This window comes from Pedobacter sp. KLB.chiD, assembly GCF_047040275.1.
Lineage (GTDB): Bacteria > Bacteroidota > Bacteroidia > Sphingobacteriales > Sphingobacteriaceae > Pedobacter.
Genome location: NZ_CP178207.1, coordinates 694,298 through 714,471, shown reverse-complemented (window position 1 = coordinate 714,471; position 20,174 = coordinate 694,298). Strand labels below are relative to the sequence as shown.

The window sequence follows — 20,174 nt, the reverse complement described above, 5'->3', positions numbered from 1 at the left end:
TTATTTTTTCTTATCGAAACGTTTAGCCTTTTTAAAGCTTTTAACTGCCTTACCCGCCTTTGCCTTAGCTTTATCCCTGGCCTTCTGTTCTATAGCCTTTGCATTTTTCTTTTCGTGGAAAGCACCTTTAAAGTCAGGATCTTCCTTACGTTTTTGCAGATCAATTTCTTTGGCTATATGCTGGCGCTCCTCATAAGGGGTTTCTTCTATAAAAACGCCCTGCGGGATGACTTCAACCGGGATTGATTGGCGGATTAGTTTTTCAATTTTACGGATATAGTATTTTTCACCTTCTGTAGCAAAAGTGATCGCGTCGCCCTTGGCAAAAGCCCTACCGGTACGCCCTATACGGTGTACATAATCTTCGATAATAATGGGTACATCGAAATTGATGACGTGACTCACATCGCTAACATCTATACCCCTGCTGGCTACATCTGTAGCTACCAAAACCCTGATATTTCCTTCTTTAAAACTGTTAATGGAATTAATCCGGGTATTCTGACCTTTATTTGCGTGGATTACACGCACGTTCTCCGCACCATATTTACGTTCAATAAAACTGAAAATATTATCAGCAACCGTTTTGGTTTTGCAAAAAATGATCAAACGAGTAAAAGCCTCATCATTCTTCAGCAGATGCTGCAGCAAATTCAGTTTCGTTTTAAAATTTGGAACATAATACAGGGTTTGGGTTACGTTTGCCGCCGGCGTTGCCTGTTCAGCCGTTTCAATAATAGTAGGGTTTTTCAAAAAATCACCTGCTATTTTCTGTACCAGATCGCTCATCGTTGCAGAAAACAGTAAATTCTGGCGTTTCCGTGGCACCACTTCCAAAATACGGTGTATCGAGCCAATAAAGCCCATATCCATCATTTTATCGGCCTCATCCAGTACCAAAAATTTTAAGCTTTGGGTGTTAATATCTCCAGTTAAATATAAATCAAGGAAACGGCCTGGTGTAGCAATCAGAATATCAATGCCTTTTGCCAGTTGTTCCTTCTGCGTTTTTGGTCCGATACCACCAAAAATCACTAAGGAACGCAGATCGGTATAACTAGAGAAGAGTTTTACCTGTTCTTCAATCTGCATGGCCAGTTCGCGGGTTGGCGATAAGATCAGGGCACGGATATTATCGCCTTGCGCATATTTCAACTGCATTAAAATCGGCAATACAAAAGCAGCCGTTTTTCCGGTTCCGGTTTCGGCTATGCCAAAAATATCCTGCCCAGATAATATGGGTGCAATTGCTTTTTCCTGTATCGGCGTAGCAACAGTGTAACCTGCATCGGCCACAGCATTTAAAATTTGCCTGTTTAACTTAAATTCTTCGAACGGTTTTGCCATAGCGCACAAAGATAGTTTATTTGAGCCGAAAAGGCTCAAATATCGTCCAGAGTTCGGAGTCTTCAGTCTTGATTCCCACTTTTCAAAAAAATTAAAGCTATAAATCCTCAGGTTAAATCAGCTAATTTACAATTTAAACGCTTAACCAATTTAAACAGTTAACCCAAATTATTACCTTTGAAACCATGAATACTTACCTGATAAAAGCGGCCACAATTGTAAATGAGGAACAAAAAGTTGTTGCTGACGTATTGATAAAAGATGGATTGATAACCAAAATCGGTCAAAACCTTTCAGCACCCGAAGCACAGGAAATTAATGCTGAAGGTCAGTATCTTTTACCAGGTATGATTGATGACCAGGTGCATTTCCGTGAACCTGGACTTACGCACAAAGCCGATATTTTTACCGAAAGTATGGCTGCTGTTGCCGGTGGGATTACGTCTTTTATGGAAATGCCCAACACGGTGCCCAATACCTTAACGCAGGAATTGCTTGCGGATAAATACGACATTGCCGCACAAACCTCGCTGGCCAACTACTCGTTTTACATGGGCGCCAGTAATGATAATATTGAGGAGGTTTTAAAAACCGATCCAAAAAATGTTTGTGGCATTAAAGTTTTCATGGGTTCATCAACCGGAAATATGCTGGTTGATAATGAAAAAACTTTGGAAAATATCTTTAGTAAGGCCCCTATGCTTGTGGCCACACACTGTGAAGATGAAGCGACTATCCGCCATAATCTGGCAGAATATAAGGCTAAATATGGTGATGACTTAACCATTGAGATGCACCCGTTGATCCGCAGCGCAGAAGCTTGTTACAAATCATCTTCGTTGGCAGTAGAGCTGGCAAAAACTTACCAAACACGTTTGCATATCCTCCATATCTCTACAGCAAAAGAAATCACACTGTTTGATCACGTTACGCCGTTAAAAGATAAAAAAATTACGGCTGAAGCCTGTGTACACCACCTTTGGTTTAATGATAAGGATTATGCTACAAAAGGCAATTTCATTAAATGGAATCCTGCGGTAAAAACGGAAGACGATCAAAAAGGAGTATTGAAAGGTGTGCTTGAAAATTATATTGATGTAATTGCAACAGATCATGCCCCCCACACGCTTGCAGAAAAGCAGCAGCGTTATACTCAGGCCCCGTCAGGTGGCCCATTAGTACAACATGCCTTACCAGCATTGCTGGAAATGCATTTGCAAGGTAAAATCTCTTTAGAAAAAATCGTTGAAAAAACCGCGCACAACCTCGCGATCTGTTTTGATATCGAAAAACGTGGTTTCATCCGCGAAGGGTACTGGGCAGATTTAGTGTTGGTAAACCTGCAAGATGCATGGAAAGTAACCAAGCTTAACAATTTCTACAAATGCGGCTGGAGCCCTTTTGACGGTGATACCTTCCAGGCCAGCATCACCCACACTTTCGTATCGGGAAATTTAGCTTATCAAAATGGCAAGTTTACGACTGATCAGATCGGCAAGCGTTTAACTTTTACGAGATAGATTTGCTATATTTGTTTATTAAGCAATACCAAAATGAAAACTTTGATCGCACATCCCAAAAACGAAGAAAAAGCCACGTTTTGAAACCTTTGAAAGCTCATATCATCCGGAATTTGTTGAGAAAGTTCTAGTCGGAGTAAATGCTAAAAAAGCTGGAAAACCCTGACGTAGCAATGATGTTAACACGCTGTGGAAATCATATAAATCATTTTGATCTTAACCTGGTGATTGTATGCAGATAGCATTATATGAGCAAGCAATTACTGATTTAGAATTTTGGAAGAAATCAGGCAATAAGGCTGTTCAGCAAAAATACAGCAATTAATCCTGGCAATTCAGGAAAATCCCTTTATGGGTCCAGAGCAGTTAAAACACGATTTATCCGGCCAATGGTTTGGAAAAATAAACGACAACATCGAATGGTTTATAAAATCCCTGACAATGGCATTATTGTTATCCTGGAAATTCAATCTTTAAAAAGACACTGTTAGTTGTGCTTAAGTATTCCGTATATAAAACATTTTTATTATTAATCAGTTTAGCCATACTGATTTATGTTTTCGGCTTCTTCCCTGTCCTTGTTCAAAAATATTATTCAACAGGTTTTTATCCTTACATCTCTTCAGCCTTAAGGTTTATTTCTGCTCTGTTTCCTTTTGCTGTTGGAGACGTTCTATATGTTTTACTTATTGGCTTCATACTGTATAAAATCGTTAGATTTTACAAAAAACGTAAATCACTAACAAAGCAGGATAGAATGGTTATCCCTTTACAAATCTTAAACTTCATTTTAATTCTATATATCATTTTCAAAATCGTATGGGGATTAAATTACAGCCGGCCAAGTGTGAGCGAGGAGTTAGGGATCGGCAATGAAAAATATGACGTTAAAGAACTGGTTATTTTGGGCAACTATTTTGTTGATAAAACCAATGCTTTAAAGTTAAAGCAAGGCAAAATCCCCGTTTATCAGGTTTCCGATCTTGAAAAAAAATCAGCCCGGGCCTACCATTTAATGGAAAAGAAAAATCCCCTGTTCAGGTATTCAAATCCCTGCTTAAAGGCAGCGCTTAATCCGTGGATAATTAGCAAAGCGGGCATTGAAGGCTATTACGCCCCACTTTCCGGCGAGGCCAACTTAAATACTAATCTGCCTGATTTTGTTAAACCTTACGTTTCCTGTCATGAAATTGCCCATCAGCTCGGCATCGCTTACGAAGATGAAGCTAACCTGCTTGGCTACCTTACAGCAAGCAATAGCACTGATTTAAATTACCAGTATTCGGCTAATTACGAAATGCTCAGGTATATCCTATTTGAGATTAGAATGAAATCGCCTGACGATTATAAATTATTGCACAACAAGCTTTTGCCGCAGGTGTTAGCGGATTTTAAAACTGAAAAAGAATTTTGGCGCAAATATAACGGACAGATGTTTGGTTACATGGATGCCGCTTTCGATCATTTCCTGAAACTGAACAACCAGAAAAAAGGAATTGACAGCTATCAGGACATTGTGATCTGGTTGTGGAACATTTATAAGTCGGAAAATCAGGCGTCCGAAAGTCAGAAGATCAAATAATAAATACCGCCATCATCCATTTTCCATCCAACAGCTTACATCCTTTACCCATGTATCGCTTCTTTGGTTCCAAAACTCTGTATCAGTTCCCCTTCAAAATCCAGCCATTCTTTCCAGCGTTTATCCACATCTACATCGGTACTGTATTTACGGGCAAAGTTTAAGAAAGTAGTATAATGGCCAGCCTCCGAAACCATCAATTCATGGTAAAATTTGGCCAGTTCTTTATCCTGGATGTTTAAAGAAAGTACCCGGAAACGTTCGCAACTCCGGGCTTCGATCATGGCAGCAAACAAAAGCCTGTCGATAAAAGCCTGGTTACGGCTCCCGTCTTTTTTACTGAATTTTACCAGTCGGCCTACATAATCATCCTTTCGTTCGCGGCTTAAAGTATAGCCACGTTCTTTAATGATATCGATGACCATCTGAAAGTGCTGCATTTCCTCAATGGCAATAGCCGTTAACTCATCAACCAATTCCTGGTGTTCTGAATTTTGTGTAATTAAGGTAATGGCATTACTGGCAGCTTTTTGTTCGCACCAGGCATGGTCAGATAAAATTTCCTCTAAATTCGATTCCGCAATATTTGCCCAACGCGGGTCTGTCAATAATTTTAATCCTAACATCCGATGCTTTGTAATTGAGGTGCAAAATTAGAAATAATCGGCACGGTTTTAAAATTGTGAACTAAAAACCACTTATTTTGCAGAAAATTAAATCATGACTATAAAGAAATTATTAATTATTGGATTGGTTTGGCCCGAACCCGCTTCATCGGCAGCAGGCACAAGAATGGTCCAGTTGGTTGATCTATTTCTGGCCAGTGGTTATCATATTACTTTTGCTTCAGCAGCATCGAAAAGCGAATTCAGCTACGATTTTAGCCATACGCCGGTTGTTGAACAGCAGATTAAGTTAAATGATAAAAGTTTCAATACTTTCTTAAATACTTTAAAACCGGATATCGTTTTGTTTGACCGTTTTATGATGGAAGAACAATACGGTTGGCGGGTACAGCAGGAATGCCCGGGAGCCTTGCGGATTTTAGATACCGAAGATCTACATTTTTTGCGGCAAGCGCGACAGCAAAGTACCAAAAAGCAGGTTGTGTTAAACCTATTTTCCGATACCGCGAAACGCGAAATTGCATCTATTCTGCGTTGTGACTTGTCTTTGATTATTTCCGAAGCGGAAATAAAGCTGCTGGAAGAGCAATTTAAAATTGATGATAGCTTATTATATTACCTGCCTTTTTTAGAACAGGAAATTACTGCAGATACCGCCCGGGAATGGATTTCATTCGCAGACAGAGCCGATTTCGTTTTCATAGGCAACTTTCTGCACGAGCCCAACTGGCATACAGTACAAATTCTAAAAACTAAAGTATGGCCTTTACTCCGGAAAATACTGCCCAACGCCAGCTTGAACATTTACGGAGCTTATCCGACACAAAAGGTATGGCAGCTCGAAAATAAGGCTGAGCGCTTTTTCGTCAAAGGCAGAGCTGTAAATGCGCAGGAAACCATTGCCAGGCACAAAATTTTACTGGCACCGATCCAGTTTGGCGCAGGTGTTAAAGGCAAATTTATTGATGCTATGTTAACCGGAACACCATCGGTAACCACAACTATTGGCGCCGAAGCCATGAAAGGCGAGCTGCCCTGGAATGGCGTTATTGAAGATGATTTAGACAGGTTTGCCGAGCGGGCTGCTCAACTATACCAGCACGAACCCGAATGGCATGCCGCACAGCAACAGGGTGTTCAAATGATCAACAAGCGTTATGCCTCCACTGCTTTTGCTGATGCTTTTATCCTGAAAATAAATGAACTTTTGTCAAACTTATCGAAACACCGCCAAAACAACTTCATTGGCCAAATTTTAAACCACCATACCATTCAAAGTACAAAGTACATGAGCCTTTGGATTGAAGAGAAGAATAAATGAGTCAGGAGTCAGAGGTCGGAGGTCCGATGATATAGCTGTATAAAACTTCAAGTCAAAACTTAAAACTCCGAATTCCCAACTAATAATTATGCCTGTTCTTCCGACTTCGGTCTCCGGACATCCGACTTCCAAACAAAACTAATTGACTTTTAAAAAACATTCAGGTTCTGAAAGCTAGGAACAATATTGTAAATTTGCGCCTATGGCAAAAATATCGATTAACCTTGCTACAGGTTCGTTTCAAAAGGAAGAAATTATCGTCGGAATAGATTTAGGTACCACCAACAGCTTGGTAGCATTTATCAACCCGGATAAAAATCCACAGGTGATTAACGATTCGGGCAAGGGCGTATTGGTGCCATCGGTGGTTTATTTTAACAACCAGAACGAAGCAGTTGTCGGTAACGAAGCTAAAGAATTTTTAACGACTGATCCATCGAACACCATATTTTCGGTTAAAAGATTATTAGGTCGCTCGTATAAAGATGTAGCCGATCATGCGGCCACTTTTTCTTACAAAATTATCGATGATGATACCGATGCCCTGGTAAAAATCCAGGCCGGAAACCGTTTTTATACACCGATCGAATTATCTGCAGAAATATTAAAAGAGCTAAAAGCGAGAGCCGAACATGCCTTAAAAACACCGGTTAACAGGGCTGTAATTACTGTTCCGGCTTATTTTAACGATAGTCAGCGCCAGGCCACCCGCGATGCCGGAAAACTGGCAGGTTTAGATGTGATGCGTATTGTTAACGAACCCACTGCGGCCAGTTTGGCTTATGGTATTGGTTTAGATCCTACGCAACAGAAAACCATTGCCGTTTACGATTTAGGTGGAGGTACTTTTGACGTCTCTATCCTACAGATTCAAAACGGGATTTTTGAAGTGTTGGCCACCAATGGAAATACTTACTTAGGCGGCGATGATTTTGACCGGGCCATTTTAGATTACTGGATCGCTCAAAACAAACTTGAGGTAACCGCGCTCGCCCAAAACAATATTTTGATGCAAACGTTAAGGTTACAAGCCGAGGCAGCAAAAAAGGCATTATCGAGTCAGAATTTATATAATGAAAAAGTTGGCGAAATCTGGTGTACACTTGATAGGCAAACTTTTGAGCAATTGATTGCTGCAAAAGTAGAAGAAACCATTACAGCCTGTAAAAACGCACTAAAAGATGCAGATTTATCTGCAAATGATATAGACGAGGTTATTTTAGTAGGGGGTTCTACGCGTACGCCATACGTAAAGCAGGCAGTGGAGCATTTCTTCGGCAAAAAACCTCAAGATAATATTAACCCAGACGAAGTAGTGGCTTTAGGTGCGGCCATCCAGGCAGATGTATTGGCCGGAAACCGCTCGGATATTTTATTATTGGATGTAACCCCACTTTCTTTGGGTATCGAAACCATGGGTGGCTTGATGGATGTTATAATTGCGCGTAACAGCAAAGTACCAACCAAAGCAGGCCGGCAGTACACCACTTCAGTTGATGGCCAGGTAAACATGAAAATTTCTGTTTACCAGGGAGAACGCGATCTGGTTAAAGAAAACCGTAAACTTGCCGAATTCGATTTAAAGGGTATCCCGGCTATGCCTGCAGGTTTACCTAAAGTAGATATCAATTTCCTGTTAAACGCAGATGGTATTTTAACTGTACAGGCAATTGAATTACGTTCTGGCGTAAAACAAGAGATCGAAATTACGCCAAGCTATGGTTTAAGTGATGATACTGTTGAGAAAATGCTTTTAGACAGTATTGAGCATGCACAAAGTGATGTACAACAAAGGATGCTGATCGAAGCCAGAAGCGAGGGTGAGCAATTGCAATACACAGCCGAACGCTTTATCGAAAAACATGCTGAGCATTTGACCGAGGCTGAAATAGCAGAAACTAAAACACATATCGAAGCGCTTAAAACTGCATTGGCCAGTCAGGATAAAGATGTAATCCTTAAAAAAGCAGATGAGCTGAACGAATTTACCCGCCCTTTTGCCGAGCGCGTAATGGATGCAGCCATTTCTACCGCGATGAAAGGCAAGAAGATAGAGTAGTTTTAAGTTTTTAATTTGCAGTTTTCAATTGCCAAGAAAAATGGCTACGTCATCCTGAACTTGTTTCAGGATCTTTCCTGTCGTTAGAATCAATACATTCTTTTTTGGAAAGCAAAGACAATACGCTTTGGTTCCGGGAGCCCCGCTTGCCGCTTTACTACGTTGCACTTCGTGTTCGCTATAATGGGTTTAGTTCACCAGGGCCAGCATACAAAACCCAGGTTGCAGGGTGCATAAGCAGCTTCATTTTAAGTACTTGCGTCATCCTGAACTTGTTTCAGCATCTTTCCTGTCATTAAGGCCAAATCGTTCATTATTCGGAAGATGCTGAAACAAGTTCAGCAGGACGATAGCATAAATAATGAAGCTAAGTGATTAGTAATCGTGTACTTTAAATGGCCCGAGAATAGCGTTTAATATCCACTTTCTTATCATACATCAAAAGCTGCTTCCGAATTTCGGATTAACTTTGTTAAAAAAATTATCAATATGGAATTAGGTATCGGTATGTTTGGCGATTTGCAGATCAATGCAAAAGGAGAAATTCAACCCGCACAGCAAAGGCTTCAGGAAATTATAGCAGAGATCAAACTCATGGATGAGGTTGGTTTAGATTTCTATGGCATTGGCGAACACCATCGCCCTGACTATGCCGTATCGAGTCCTGAAATTATACTTGCTGCTGCAGCCACGGTAACCAAAAATATCAAATTAAGCAGTGCCGTTTCGGTTTTAAGTTCATCTGATCCGGTTAAACTTTATCAGAACTTTGCCACTATAGATTTAATTTCGAATGGAAGAGCCGAATTAATGGCGGGTCGTGGAAGTTTTATCGAATCTTTTCCACTGTTCGGCTATAACCTACAGGATTATGATCAACTGTATGAGGAAAAGCTGGAATTACTCCTTAAAATAAACAAGGAACCCAAAATTAGCTGGAAAGGTAAATTCAGGCCGGAACTCAATAACCAGGAAGTTTTGCCAAGAGCGGTGAATAACAATTTAAAAATTTGGGTAGCCGTTGGTGGTACACCAGAATCAGTAGAACGTGCGGGTAGATTAGGTCTACCGGTAATGTTTGCCATTATTGGAGGTCAGCCTATACAGTTTAAACCGCTGTTTGATTATTACAAGCGTGTTTATGAAGCGAATGGACACGACATGCGTAAATTCGAAGTGGGCGTTCACATGCATTCCTTATTTGGCGAAAACAGTAAAGAAGTTGCCGACTATTATTATCCTCTTTATTCAGCACAGATGAACCGCATTGGCCGATCGCGTGGCTGGGCACCTTATCAACGCAATCAGTTTGATGGCGGCAGAAGCAGTAGTGGCGCTTTAATTATTGGCGATGCGAACGAATCGGTAGATAAAATTCTGGCCATGCACGAAACCTTCGGATTAACACGATTTTCTGCCCATATGGATGTTGGCGGACCATCACACGCAGCAATGATGAAATCAATAGAGATTTTCGGGACGAAAATTGCTCCGGAAGTGAGAAAAGCGCTGAATAAATAAAACTAATAGACGGGATTTTTAGTATCCCACCTCAATTATAGCGGCAATTTATCATGAAAATTACCGCTATAATTGAGCTCTAAACTTAACCGGTTACCATGAAAGATGTTATTGAAATTGGCTTTAAAAAAAGCAATATTATTTTCAGTATTGCTTTATGTCTTTTGGGTAAGGTGTTTTCTGTATTTTTGCTTTTTCAATCCTATTTACCAGTAAAAATAATATGCCTGATATGGATGATGCTGATATTAATCATTCTTTCAGAACGAATTTTACAGCTAAATCAGGCAATAAAGGAGAAAGTAGCTTTAAAACTGGATGGGGAGGGATTAACTAATTTTACACCAATAAAAACTGTGTGCATTCCGTGGAATGAGATTGAAGGTTTCCAAACAGGGCTTTACAGAACAAATTCAATTTCAATAAAGGTCAGTAACCCTGCTCGACATAAAACGACAACAATCAAAGATTATGTTTCATTAATTGCCTACCTTAATGATTTATTTAGTTCAAGGCCATATCTGTTGTGGATAGATATGGATGTACTCAACATTAAAAAGACCGAGCTATTGGCAATTTTGCATAAGCGGCAACTCTTCATTGCTTCAAAAAATCAAAGAAATTAAGCTTTACTTTTGGTGATCAAATTAATAACCGTATACACATAACAACCAATACAAATACTAAATAAACTTTCCAAAAGTGCAAATGCTGTCAGGAGTAAAGTTAATATTAACGCGGCTGTATAGTAATTAAAGATAAATATCGCGGTAATCAACAAGCAGAACCCAAAGCCCATGGTTGCCGCGAACTTTTTCGGCGCCAAATCTTTCATTTTTGGTGTAAGCGAGAGTCCGTTTGCTATTTTAATGGCCATAAATTTTAACATGCTGAATTTGCCTGTTGTAAATGCCCTTAAAGCAAAATCAATTAATAAAAAAACAATTGCCCAGTAATTTGAAAACACCACACAAATAATTGCAATTACAGCCACCATAAAAGCAATAATCCTTACTACATTTTCATTTATTCTTTCTGCTGATATTGGGCAGGATAATTCCATGGCATAAATTTTCAGTAAAATTACTGAATTAATTTAAGTATCTACTATTCAGAAATCCCCCGCCCCTCCTTGATAAGGAAGGGGAGCTAATCCACCTATAAATTATTTGTAACAAAAGATTAAATCAACAATTAAACCTTTTTATTCCGTTTTTAAACGAAAAGAGTTATTTCACATCTCAAACAGATAGCCAAAGGGTTTAAACCAGGCCCTAATACTAGGAATTTATTTTGCTTCAGCGGTTCCAACTCCCCTCCTATTTTAGGAAGGGTAAGGGGATGGTAAACTGAACAAAAATTAATTTAAAAATAATTATATTGAAACATGGCAATCCATAACCTTAAGTACCTAAAAAATAAAAGAAAGGAATTGAGAAACAACCTCACTCCCGCTGAAGCTACCATGTGGATGTATCTACAAAATTCAAGACTCGGCAGAAAATTCAGGAGACAGCATAGTGTTGGAAATTATATTTTAGATTTTTATTGTCCATCTGAAAAATTAGCTATTGAAGTTGATGGAAGTAGCCATGATGATTATTCAGCAGAAATGTATGACAAGCAAAGAACTGATTTTTTAAACAACAAAGGAATTACGGTAATCAGATTTAATAATCTTGATGTTTTTGAATCTGAAGAGCTGGTTTGTGGGGAAATTAAAAAACATTTTAAAACCTAATAACCACCCCCAGCCCCTCCTTGATAAGGAGGGGAGCTAATCCAACTATAAATTATTTGTAACAAAAAATTAAATCAGCAATTAAACCTTTTTATTCCGTTTTAAAACGAAAAAAGTTATTTCACATGTCAAACAGATAGCCAAAGGGTCTACACCAGGCCCTATTACTAGGAATTTATTTTGCTTCAGCGGTTCCAACTCCCCTCCTATTTTAGGAGGGGCAGGGGTGGTAAAATGAAGGATTAAAATTATAAGCCTAATCTTTTGCTAAACCCTAGGAGTTTCAAAAACATTGCTTATATTAGATGATATGAAAAGATTAACGATTTTAGCCGCGTTAATCATCCCTATATTTCTTTGTAGCTCCTGGGGTTTCTTTGCACATCAAAGGATAAACAACCTGGCTGTTTTTACTTTGCCTGGAGACATGATCAGTTTCTACAAAAAGAACATTAAATACATTACCGAGCATGCTGTTGATGCGGACAAACGCAGATATGCGGATACCCTTGAAGCACCACGGCATTACCTCGATGTGGAGAATTATGAGCAAAATATCGATAGTATCCCCGAAAAATGGGATGATGCCCTGGCCAAATACGGTCTGAAAAAGTTAAACATCGATGGTATCATCCCCTGGCAGATACAGCGCAGTTATTATAGTTTAGTGAAAGCCTTCAAAATGCGTGATTCGGTGAAAATACTGAAATATTCGGCAGATCTGGGGCATTACATTGCCGATGCCCATGTTCCTTTACACACGACTGCCAATCACAACGGACAACTCACCAATCAGGTCGGCATCCACGCTTTCTGGGAAAGCCGTTTGCCCGAATTGTTTTCAACACACTACAATTTTGTTGTAGGCCGGGCCCATTACATTGAAAACCCATTGCAAGAAATATGGAAAGTAATTAAACATACCCATAGTTTGGTTGATACCGTGCTAAGCTTTGAAGCGGAGTTAAATGCATCATTCCCTGCCAGCAAAAAGTACAGTTTTTCAGAACGGAACCATACCGTGCTGAAACAATACTCCAGGGAATATGCAAAAGCCTATCATGATAAGATGAACAATATGGTCGAAAAACAGATGCGAGCTGCCATATTAACTACAGGTTCGTTTTGGTATTCAGCCTGGGTAGATGCCGGACAACCAGTACTTCAAAACCTGGTTAAAACAGAAATCTTTCCAGACGAATTGGAAGAAGACGAGATTGAAAAAAAATACCAAAGAGGAATCCTGATCGGCAGGGAACTTTAGTTACGCGTTAGGATTCTCGCCTTCAATTATTTTTTCCACCTTTTTAGGCTGTAAGCGACTCCTAATGGCAGCCCAAATAGCAGGAACAAATGTTACCACGGCAATAAAAATAATTACGATTTCAAAGTTATTTTTAATTGCAGGAATCTGTCCTAACAGGTAACCACCAATTAACAAGGCAAAAATCCAGGTTACACCACCAATAATATTGTAATAGGTGAAACGGCCAAATGGCATTTTAGCTATACCGGCAACAAAAGGGGCAATTGTCCTGAAAATCGGTAAAAACCGGCTCAGCATAATGGCTTTACCACCATGTTTTTCGAAAAATTCGTGAGATTGATGATAATATTTGAGTTTTAAGATTTTGTTTTTCTCTTTAAATACCCCGGCGCCCAGCACACTTCCCAGTTTATAATTAACGGTATTTCCTAAAATTGCGGCAACGATTAATATCAGAAGCATAATCCAAATATTTAAGCCTGTTTCATGTTCGCCGGCGATCAAAGCACCCATCGCAAAAAGTAACGAATCGCCGGGAAGAAATGGTGTTACCACAAAACCGGTTTCGGCAAAAATGATCAGAAATAAAATAAGATAGGTCCAGGTACGGTATTCGTTAACAATTTGTGCTAAATGAACATCTATATGGAGAATAAAATCTAAAAGCTGCTGTAGTAATTCCAATTTATCTGATTTTGGGCAAAAGTAAGCATAGTAAAAGGATTATATGCTTTAAATTGCAATAAATAATTAGTTTGCGGGGATGATCCGGTTTTTGAGCTCTCCCTTTTTATCACCATCAAATAATATCAGATAAACTCTTCCCTTATTAATCGTCACTGAATCTAAGCGCGTTACAACAGGTGGTGGATTTGTTGCAGTGGGACTGGATAATTTAAAAGCGTACTTCGTGTTCTTATTTACTTTTACTTTAAAAGTTTTGATCTCACCATACCCCAGTAAAGATTCAGTTGGTTTAGCTGTATTTGTACTATCGGTAATTACAATTTTAGAACCAAGTGTATAGCCCAGGTTCAAAAGCGTTAGCTTAGCAGAATCCAGATCTGGTCTTACATCATCCTGATATACCTTTAACCTGGCGGGCTTATCAATTGCCTCCTTTACATAAAAAACAGAATAATTCTCACCGATTTTAAATTTCTGATCTGTCAAAGAAGCAACATCTACACCAGTGCCAATATTTTTGCTTGTAATGTTAACAACAGAATCGCCAGGTATAACCACATAACTGGTATTGGTATTGTAAGCTACTGAAGCGCCGATCTGCCTCCCATTTAAATAAAAATTTTGGGTGGTATCGGTAGAAGCCACCTGAAAAAAACGGATTTTAGCATCTCCTTTAACAAAATTATTGTTTTTGATGCATGAGCTGATTAAAATAGCGCACGCAATAAGAAAGAATATCCTGGAAAACAATACTGTATTTTTCATATCAATTACCAATGCTAATAAAACGTAAAGATAGCAGAAAGCGCACTAAACTATGAAATTAATTATCGGTAATGATATGTGCAGTCAAAGTTGCAGCGGTAGCACCACTAAACCAGATGGTATAAATTTTACCTCCCTGCAAACTTTTGGCATCAATGGTTTTGACACTGCCCGAACCTACTACAGAATACTTTAAATTTACGCCCGTATCAACCGTAAAATAATTTGATGCTTCTTTAAAAACCAGGCCGTTAACAAATTGTATACCGTTCTGTACCATAACATTTAAACCTGTTGCAAAAGTGGGTGTAAGATTAATTAGTTTAATCTTTGCCTTGGCCGATTCTGTATTGCTCAGATTATCTTCGTAATTAGCAATTTCCAGTTCGCCTTTTTTATTGGTCACTAAAAAAGCAGTGTATGTGATAGATGGTGTAAAGTTTAACGAGGTATCGGTACTCTTATTACTGGTTCCCGTGTAAGAAACACTTCTATTACCTGAAGGAATTTTGACATACTCACTGGTTTCGCCAAAAGCTAAGGCAGAAGTGGTCAATTTTTCATTATCCAGATAAAAATCCTGATGCACATCGGCCGCTGAAGCATTGACCACTTTCAACTTGGCCTGCCCGTTTACTACCTCATCAGGATTATTCTTTTTACATGATGATAAACTTATACCAAATATAGCAATGAACAAAATCAGTAATGTAGAGCGTTGGTTATAGATTTTCATTGATTTATCATGGTTGATTTTAAACAAAAATGGCTCGGTCAAAAACCAAGCCACGTTTATATTAAAAATAATAAATTAGTTGTTGTTAGTAACTATTGTTTAACATCACAGGCATCACCAACATTAAAACATCCTCATTTTCGTCATTGGTTTGTGGAATTAAAAGCCCTGCCCTGTTTGGTGTAGAAAGCTCTAAAGTAACTTCATCACCGCTTAAGTTACTTAACATTTCAATTAAAAAACGTGCATTAAAGCCTATTTCAAGATCTTCTCCATCATATTGGCAACTTAAACGCTCGTGTGCCTCGTTAGCAAAATCCAGATCTTCAGAAGAGATATTTAATTCGCTTCCACTGATTTTTAGCCTCACCTGGTGTGTTGTTTTGTTTGCAAAGATTACAACCCTGCGAAGGGTATTTAAAAACAAACCTCTGTCAATGATTAGCTTATTAGGATTATTGGTTGGAATAACTGCCTCATAATCAGGATAACGTTCGTCTATTAAACGACACACCAGGTTTATATTTTCGAACTTGAAGAATGCGCTGGTTGCATTATAATCTACAGATACATTAATATCAGTTGAAGGCAAGGCAGCTTTCAAAAGTGTCAAAGCTTTTTTTGGAAGAATAAATGAGGTAGCTTTATCAGCCTTGCTATCCATACGGCGGTATCTTACCAATTTATGTGCATCGGTAGCTACAAAAGTGATGTGCTGAGGAGATAATTGACAAAACACACCTGTCATCGCCGGGCGTAGTTCATCATTGCTTACCGCAAAAATAGTTTTGGTAATGGCTTCGGTTAACACGGATGCCGGTAAATTTACAGAAGATGCGTTTTCTACTACGGGGATCTTCGGAAAATCATCGCCATTTTCGCCACTCAACTTATATTTACCATCACCGGCACTAATTTCGATGGCAAAGGTACTATCATCAATATTAAATGCAATCGGTTGGTCTGGCAATGTTTTAAGCGTATCTAGTAAAATTTTAGATGGAACAGCCACTTTACCTTCTTCCTTTGATTCGACAGCTAAAGCAGTTGTCATGCTGGTTTGCAGATCGGTAGCAGAGATAGTTAAGTTTCCATCTTTAATTTCGAAAAGAAAATTTTCTAATATAGGCAAAACCGTACTGCTGCTTGATGCACCATTTACGGTTTGTAAGTGTTTTAACAGCGTTGATGTGGATACAATAAATCTCATGATATTATTTAGTGTTCTTCAAAAATATAAAAATTATTTAGCGTACTTGTATTTGCGGTAATAATGTTGAAAAATCGCAAAGAATATTAACAATAGCAAAGGCGCCCCCATATTGATAAATTGCCACTTTGCTTTTTCGAGCCTGATTTTGGCTTTATCCAGCAATCTAATTTTTATTTCTTTATTCCGCAGCTCAATTAAGTTATCATTATCCGTAAAATAATCAACAATATTAAGCAATAAGGCTTTATTGCCAAAAGTACGCTGCGAATAACGGTCAAAACCTAATGGTAAGGGCGTTCCGTTTTGCTCCGACACCTGGTTTTTGAAAACATCCCCGTCACCTATCACGATCATTTTGGTTGGTTTGCTGGTGTTTGCCAGAGTATAGGGCTGCGTAATGGTAGCGGGTAAGGGTCGTCCGGCAAAAACCGATGGAAAGTTACCTTCCAGCATCAAACCAACATGCTGCGGTTTACTCTGAAAAGAACGTGGATCCAGCTGTTCGCTTAGCATTTGCAAGCTGAACAGCTTCGGCACACTATACACTTTATTGAATGGAGAAGTACTTAAAATATATGATTTTTTTACACCCTTAACTCCGATCGTATCTACCGTACCTGGAAATTCAGATTTTACACCATCCAGCTTTTTTACCACACTTACGGCGGTATCGGGCAATAAAATCGGATAATAAATCCAGGGAACCAGCTGCATCTGGTTTTGCCCGCCTACAACTCCTGTTGAAACCGGAATTTCGGCACAGTTTGCCGGATCGGCAATAATATTATAATTAATCCTGGCCCCATACATAAAAAGCATATCATCCAGGTTTAAGTTGTTGTTAAGGGCCATTTGTCCGCTTTTGGTGCGCAGGCTATCTAGTTCGGCATTTACCTGATCGATACTCCACAATACCCGCCCGCCGTTCATGACAAAATAATTGATTTTGTATTTCTCCGCTTCAGTAAAAGGTTTCCTGGGCTTGGCTATGATGAGCATTTTCAATTTATCCAGCCCTGCTTTATCAATACTATTTAAATCGATACGGCCAACCAGATAACTATTGGATAAGGTATGTATGGCATCAGCCAGTTGCAGATCAGAAAGTTCGCCATTTGATTCTGAAAAACCGATCCTTGGGTTGTCACCCGAAATTACCTTCTTTAAACCTAACGTAAATATATACTCCAGATTTTCAATCGCACGATTGATATTGTCTTCATAATTTCCGCGGGTATCTAAATTCTGAAAAAGTTTAATTGGGAACTCCCGGCCCCCGCTTTCCATCATGGCCATCGGAAATACAAGCTTCTGCGTTAAGCCGTTTTCTGTTTTAACGCTTAAATTGGTAGCCTCGATGCCTCTTTCGTACAAATTGTTGATCACCGTATCCTGATCGGCCTGATTAAGCCCGTCCAAAGGATCCACAAAAACGACCTTAACATCTGCTTTAGCATAAGCCTGATAATCAGATAAAATATCAGACACTGCAGCCTGCAGGCGTTTAAACGCTGGTGGCAATTCGCCAGCTAAAAATACGGTGATCATTACCGGTTTTTCATTTTGCTGTAGTAAGTTTTTTGTTTTTTGGCTCAGTGTAAAACGTTTATCGGCTGTAAAATCAAAACGATAAAAAGCATACTGACCTAAAACATTTAAAATAACCAGCGCTATGATTAAGATGAAGAAATTAATCCGTTTATGCTTCAGCTTCATTATCGTTTCCCTCCTATTATTAATTTGGTGAGCAATAAAAATAACGCGGAAAACGACATAAAATAAATCAGATCTCTGGTGTCTAACACACCACGGCTGATGGAAATATAATGTTGGTTGATCCCCAGGTTATGGATGAGGTTTTCGATACTTTGAAGTGCTGCCATCTGGCTGCTATAATCGAAGCCTAAAAAAGCAAATGCACATAAAGCGGCACTAATCACAAAGGCAATTACCTGGTTTTTAGTTAATGCAGATGAGAAAATGCCAATAGAAGTAAAGGCAGCCCCCAATAAAAACAATCCGATATAGGAGCCAATAACCGATCCTGAATCGATATTTCCTTCGGGGAAACCCAGCTTCGAAATACTATAATAATAAATTAAGGTTGGGATCAGGGCAAATAATACCAGAACCAAACTCGCCAAATATTTTGCCACAACGATCTGCCAGACTTGTATGGGCCGGGTAATCAACAGTTCGAAAGTGCCTTCTCTCCTTTCTTCAGCAAAAGCACGCATGGTAATGGCCGGAATAAGGAACATGAAAAGATAGGGTACTAAACTGAAAAAGCCATCGAGTTCTGCATAACCGTAATCAAGAATGGAGGTATCAGGAAAAAACCAAAGTAAAAGGCCAGAAACCAACAGAAAAATACCAATGGTTGTATAAGCCACCATCGAACTCAGGAAACTGAGTAACTCGCGTTTAAAAACTGCGTACATAGTTAAATTTAAATGCCGAAGTTAAGAAATATTTTTTCTATGGTTTACCCGGCTAAGCATTGCAGCGTTACTTAAAAGTTAAAAGCCAAACACATAGGCAAACCTAATCCCAACAAATCCTTTAGTATTGGATTTATTAATACTGATGATATCGTTTTTACCCGTCCAGCCTTCGTATCTGATTCCAAGATCGATTTTGTTTCCTCCGGATAATTTAAACTCGTTTCCAATACCCGGCGACCAGACGAACAAGGTTTTTTGCTGCTTATTTAAAGGTAAAGCGGCTCCCAATTGACCTTCGGCATAAAAACTTTCGCCCAATTGGTATTTCAACCCGGCTTTTGCAGGTATATAGGTTAAATCCTGTACATTAAACAATGGATTTCTTTTGCCGAAAAAGTTCATAAAACCGGCATTTAAAGTGATTGCGAAATTTTCCGCAACCGGAAGATCCGCTTTTACCGAAGCGCCCAAGCCAATTCCCGATAGGCCGGAGAAATTGCCTGATGGTAAACCAATTTCTGAGGCAATACCAATGCCGGCACTATTTTGAGCTTTTAAAACTGTCGGACTTGAAAGTAAAAAAGCTATAAGTATAATTTTAATGCTATGCATGAATTTAAGCGGTAAGTTTTCTGAAAATATCTTCTAGTGATTGCTGCTGATACACTTTTTTAAGCCCCTCCAGCGAATTGTTTGCTACAATTTTACCCTGGTTAATAATAATGATATCATCACAAATAGCTTCAACCTCCTGCATAATGTGGGTAGAAATAACGACCGTTTTAGCCACGCCCAATGTTTTGATGAGCTGCCTGATGTCGACCAGTTGGTTCGGATCAAGTCCGGAAGTGGGCTCATCTAATATTAAAACCTCTGGATTATGGATGATCGCCTGCGCCAAGCCTACCCTTTGGCGATAGCCTTTAGATAACATATTGATCTTTTTATGCTGCTCCGGAGTTAAGCCCACCATTTTCACCACTTCATCAATCCGTGCAGGTAAATTGACAATTTGATAGGTTTGCCCCACAAAACTTAAAAATTCCTTTACATACATATCAGCATAAAGGGGGGTATTTTCGGGAAGATAGCCAATATGCTTCTTTGCTTCAATGGCATCAGAAAGAATACTTTTACCCGCTATTTCAGCTTCCCCGGAGGTAGGTATCAGATAACCCGTAAGCATGCGCATGGTAGTGGATTTGCCCGCACCGTTCGGTCCCAGAAAACCAAGGATGCGACCTGGTTTAGCTTCAAAACTAATGGCATCCACTGCTTTTTGCTTATGGTAATGTTTAGAAAGATTTTTTACTAAAATGCTCATGTCTATAAGTTTAAACGCAAA

At 39.1% G+C, this 20,174-nt stretch carries 19 protein-coding genes; 8 read left to right on the top strand and 11 right to left on the bottom strand.

The features are described from left to right. Nucleotides 1-1,347, bottom strand: a complete 1,347-nt coding sequence (locus ACK1I8_RS03060) for a DEAD/DEAH box helicase (RefSeq protein WP_412467880.1) — start codon at nt 1,345-1,347, stop codon at nt 1-3. Between the two features lie 185 nt (nt 1,348-1,532). Here ACK1I8_RS03060 and ACK1I8_RS03055 point away from each other — a divergent pair, with 185 nt between their 5' ends. Next, a complete protein-coding gene (locus ACK1I8_RS03055; RefSeq protein WP_412467879.1) occupies nt 1,533-2,867 on the top strand; it encodes a dihydroorotase in 1,335 nt (444 codons plus the stop codon). Nucleotides 2,868-3,360: 493 nt separating this feature from the next. Then, nucleotides 3,361-4,449 (top strand): DUF3810 domain-containing protein, encoded by a 1,089-nt coding sequence (locus ACK1I8_RS03050; protein WP_412467878.1) that lies wholly within the window; start codon nt 3,361-3,363, stop codon nt 4,447-4,449. A 44-nt stretch (nt 4,450-4,493) separates the two neighbouring features. On the opposite strand, the gene ACK1I8_RS03045 is transcribed toward ACK1I8_RS03050, so the two are convergent. Beyond that, nucleotides 4,494-5,075, bottom strand: a complete 582-nt coding sequence (locus ACK1I8_RS03045; protein WP_412467877.1) for a tRNA-(ms[2]io[6]A)-hydroxylase — start codon at nt 5,073-5,075, stop codon at nt 4,494-4,496. 94 nt (nt 5,076-5,169) lie between these two features. Between ACK1I8_RS03045 and ACK1I8_RS03040 the strand changes: the two genes are divergently transcribed. The 4 genes from ACK1I8_RS03040 to ACK1I8_RS03025 all read left to right on the top strand — a co-directional run bounded on the left by ACK1I8_RS03040 (nt 5,170) and on the right by ACK1I8_RS03025 (nt 10,602). Beyond that, a complete protein-coding gene (locus ACK1I8_RS03040; RefSeq protein ID WP_412467876.1) occupies nt 5,170-6,396 on the top strand; it encodes a glycosyltransferase family 4 protein in 1,227 nt (408 codons plus the stop codon). 202 nt (nt 6,397-6,598) lie between these two features. Further along, on the top strand, nt 6,599-8,455 hold the full coding sequence (hscA, locus tag ACK1I8_RS03035) for a Fe-S protein assembly chaperone HscA (RefSeq protein ID WP_412467875.1): 1,857 nt from the start codon (nt 6,599-6,601) through the stop codon (nt 8,453-8,455). 489 nt (nt 8,456-8,944) lie between these two features. Continuing rightward, nucleotides 8,945-9,976, top strand: a complete 1,032-nt coding sequence (locus tag ACK1I8_RS03030) for an Atu2307/SP_0267 family LLM class monooxygenase (RefSeq protein ID WP_412467874.1) — start codon at nt 8,945-8,947, stop codon at nt 9,974-9,976. A gap of 98 nt (nt 9,977-10,074) precedes the next feature. After that, on the top strand, nt 10,075-10,602 hold the full coding sequence (locus ACK1I8_RS03025) for an STM3941 family protein (protein WP_412467873.1): 528 nt from the start codon (nt 10,075-10,077) through the stop codon (nt 10,600-10,602). On the opposite strand, the gene ACK1I8_RS03020 is transcribed toward ACK1I8_RS03025, so the two are convergent. After that, nucleotides 10,599-11,039, bottom strand: coding sequence for a DUF4395 domain-containing protein (locus ACK1I8_RS03020; protein ID WP_412467872.1), 441 nt, complete (start codon nt 11,037-11,039; stop codon nt 10,599-10,601). The genes ACK1I8_RS03025 and ACK1I8_RS03020 overlap by 4 nt on opposite strands. A 324-nt stretch (nt 11,040-11,363) precedes the next feature. Between ACK1I8_RS03020 and ACK1I8_RS03015 the strand changes: the two genes are divergently transcribed. Together ACK1I8_RS03015 and ACK1I8_RS03010 are read left to right on the top strand one after the other, a co-directional pair. Continuing rightward, complete coding sequence (locus ACK1I8_RS03015; RefSeq protein WP_412467871.1) at nt 11,364-11,717, top strand: endonuclease domain-containing protein; 354 nt, start codon at nt 11,364-11,366, stop codon at nt 11,715-11,717. A gap of 310 nt (nt 11,718-12,027) precedes the next feature. Next, entirely contained in the window at nt 12,028-12,981 is a 954-nt protein-coding gene (locus ACK1I8_RS03010; RefSeq protein ID WP_412467870.1) for a zinc dependent phospholipase C family protein, read from the top strand. On the opposite strand, the gene ACK1I8_RS03005 is transcribed toward ACK1I8_RS03010, so the two are convergent. From ACK1I8_RS03005 to ACK1I8_RS02970, 8 genes are all read right to left on the bottom strand, one after another. Then, entirely contained in the window at nt 12,982-13,668 is a 687-nt protein-coding gene (locus ACK1I8_RS03005; protein ID WP_412467869.1) for a DedA family protein, read from the bottom strand. Nucleotides 13,669-13,734: 66 nt separating this feature from the next. Continuing rightward, complete coding sequence (locus ACK1I8_RS03000) at nt 13,735-14,436, bottom strand: DUF4397 domain-containing protein (RefSeq protein ID WP_412467868.1); 702 nt, start codon at nt 14,434-14,436, stop codon at nt 13,735-13,737. Between the two features lie 58 nt (nt 14,437-14,494). Continuing rightward, on the bottom strand, nt 14,495-15,172 hold the full coding sequence (locus ACK1I8_RS02995) for a DUF4397 domain-containing protein (protein ID WP_412467867.1): 678 nt from the start codon (nt 15,170-15,172) through the stop codon (nt 14,495-14,497). Nucleotides 15,173-15,257: 85 nt separating this feature from the next. Next, nucleotides 15,258-16,382, bottom strand: coding sequence for a DNA polymerase III subunit beta (dnaN, locus tag ACK1I8_RS02990; protein WP_025143176.1), 1,125 nt, complete (start codon nt 16,380-16,382; stop codon nt 15,258-15,260). 33 nt (nt 16,383-16,415) lie between these two features. Next, nucleotides 16,416-18,101, bottom strand: a complete 1,686-nt coding sequence (gene gldG / locus ACK1I8_RS02985; protein WP_412467866.1) for a gliding motility-associated ABC transporter substrate-binding protein GldG — start codon at nt 18,099-18,101, stop codon at nt 16,416-16,418. Further along, entirely contained in the window at nt 18,101-18,826 is a 726-nt protein-coding gene (gene gldF / locus ACK1I8_RS02980) for a gliding motility-associated ABC transporter permease subunit GldF (RefSeq protein WP_412467865.1), read from the bottom strand. Before gldF ends, gldG begins: the two co-directional genes overlap by 1 nt. Nucleotides 18,827-18,904: 78 nt before the next feature. Further along, the gene (locus ACK1I8_RS02975) at nt 18,905-19,441 is read right to left on the bottom strand and encodes a hypothetical protein (RefSeq protein ID WP_412467864.1); all 537 of its coding nucleotides are present in this window, start codon (nt 19,439-19,441) and stop codon (nt 18,905-18,907) included. 4 nt (nt 19,442-19,445) lie between these two features. Then, a complete protein-coding gene (locus ACK1I8_RS02970; RefSeq protein WP_412467863.1) occupies nt 19,446-20,153 on the bottom strand; it encodes an ATP-binding cassette domain-containing protein in 708 nt (235 codons plus the stop codon). Nucleotides 20,154-20,174 lie beyond the last annotated feature (21 nt).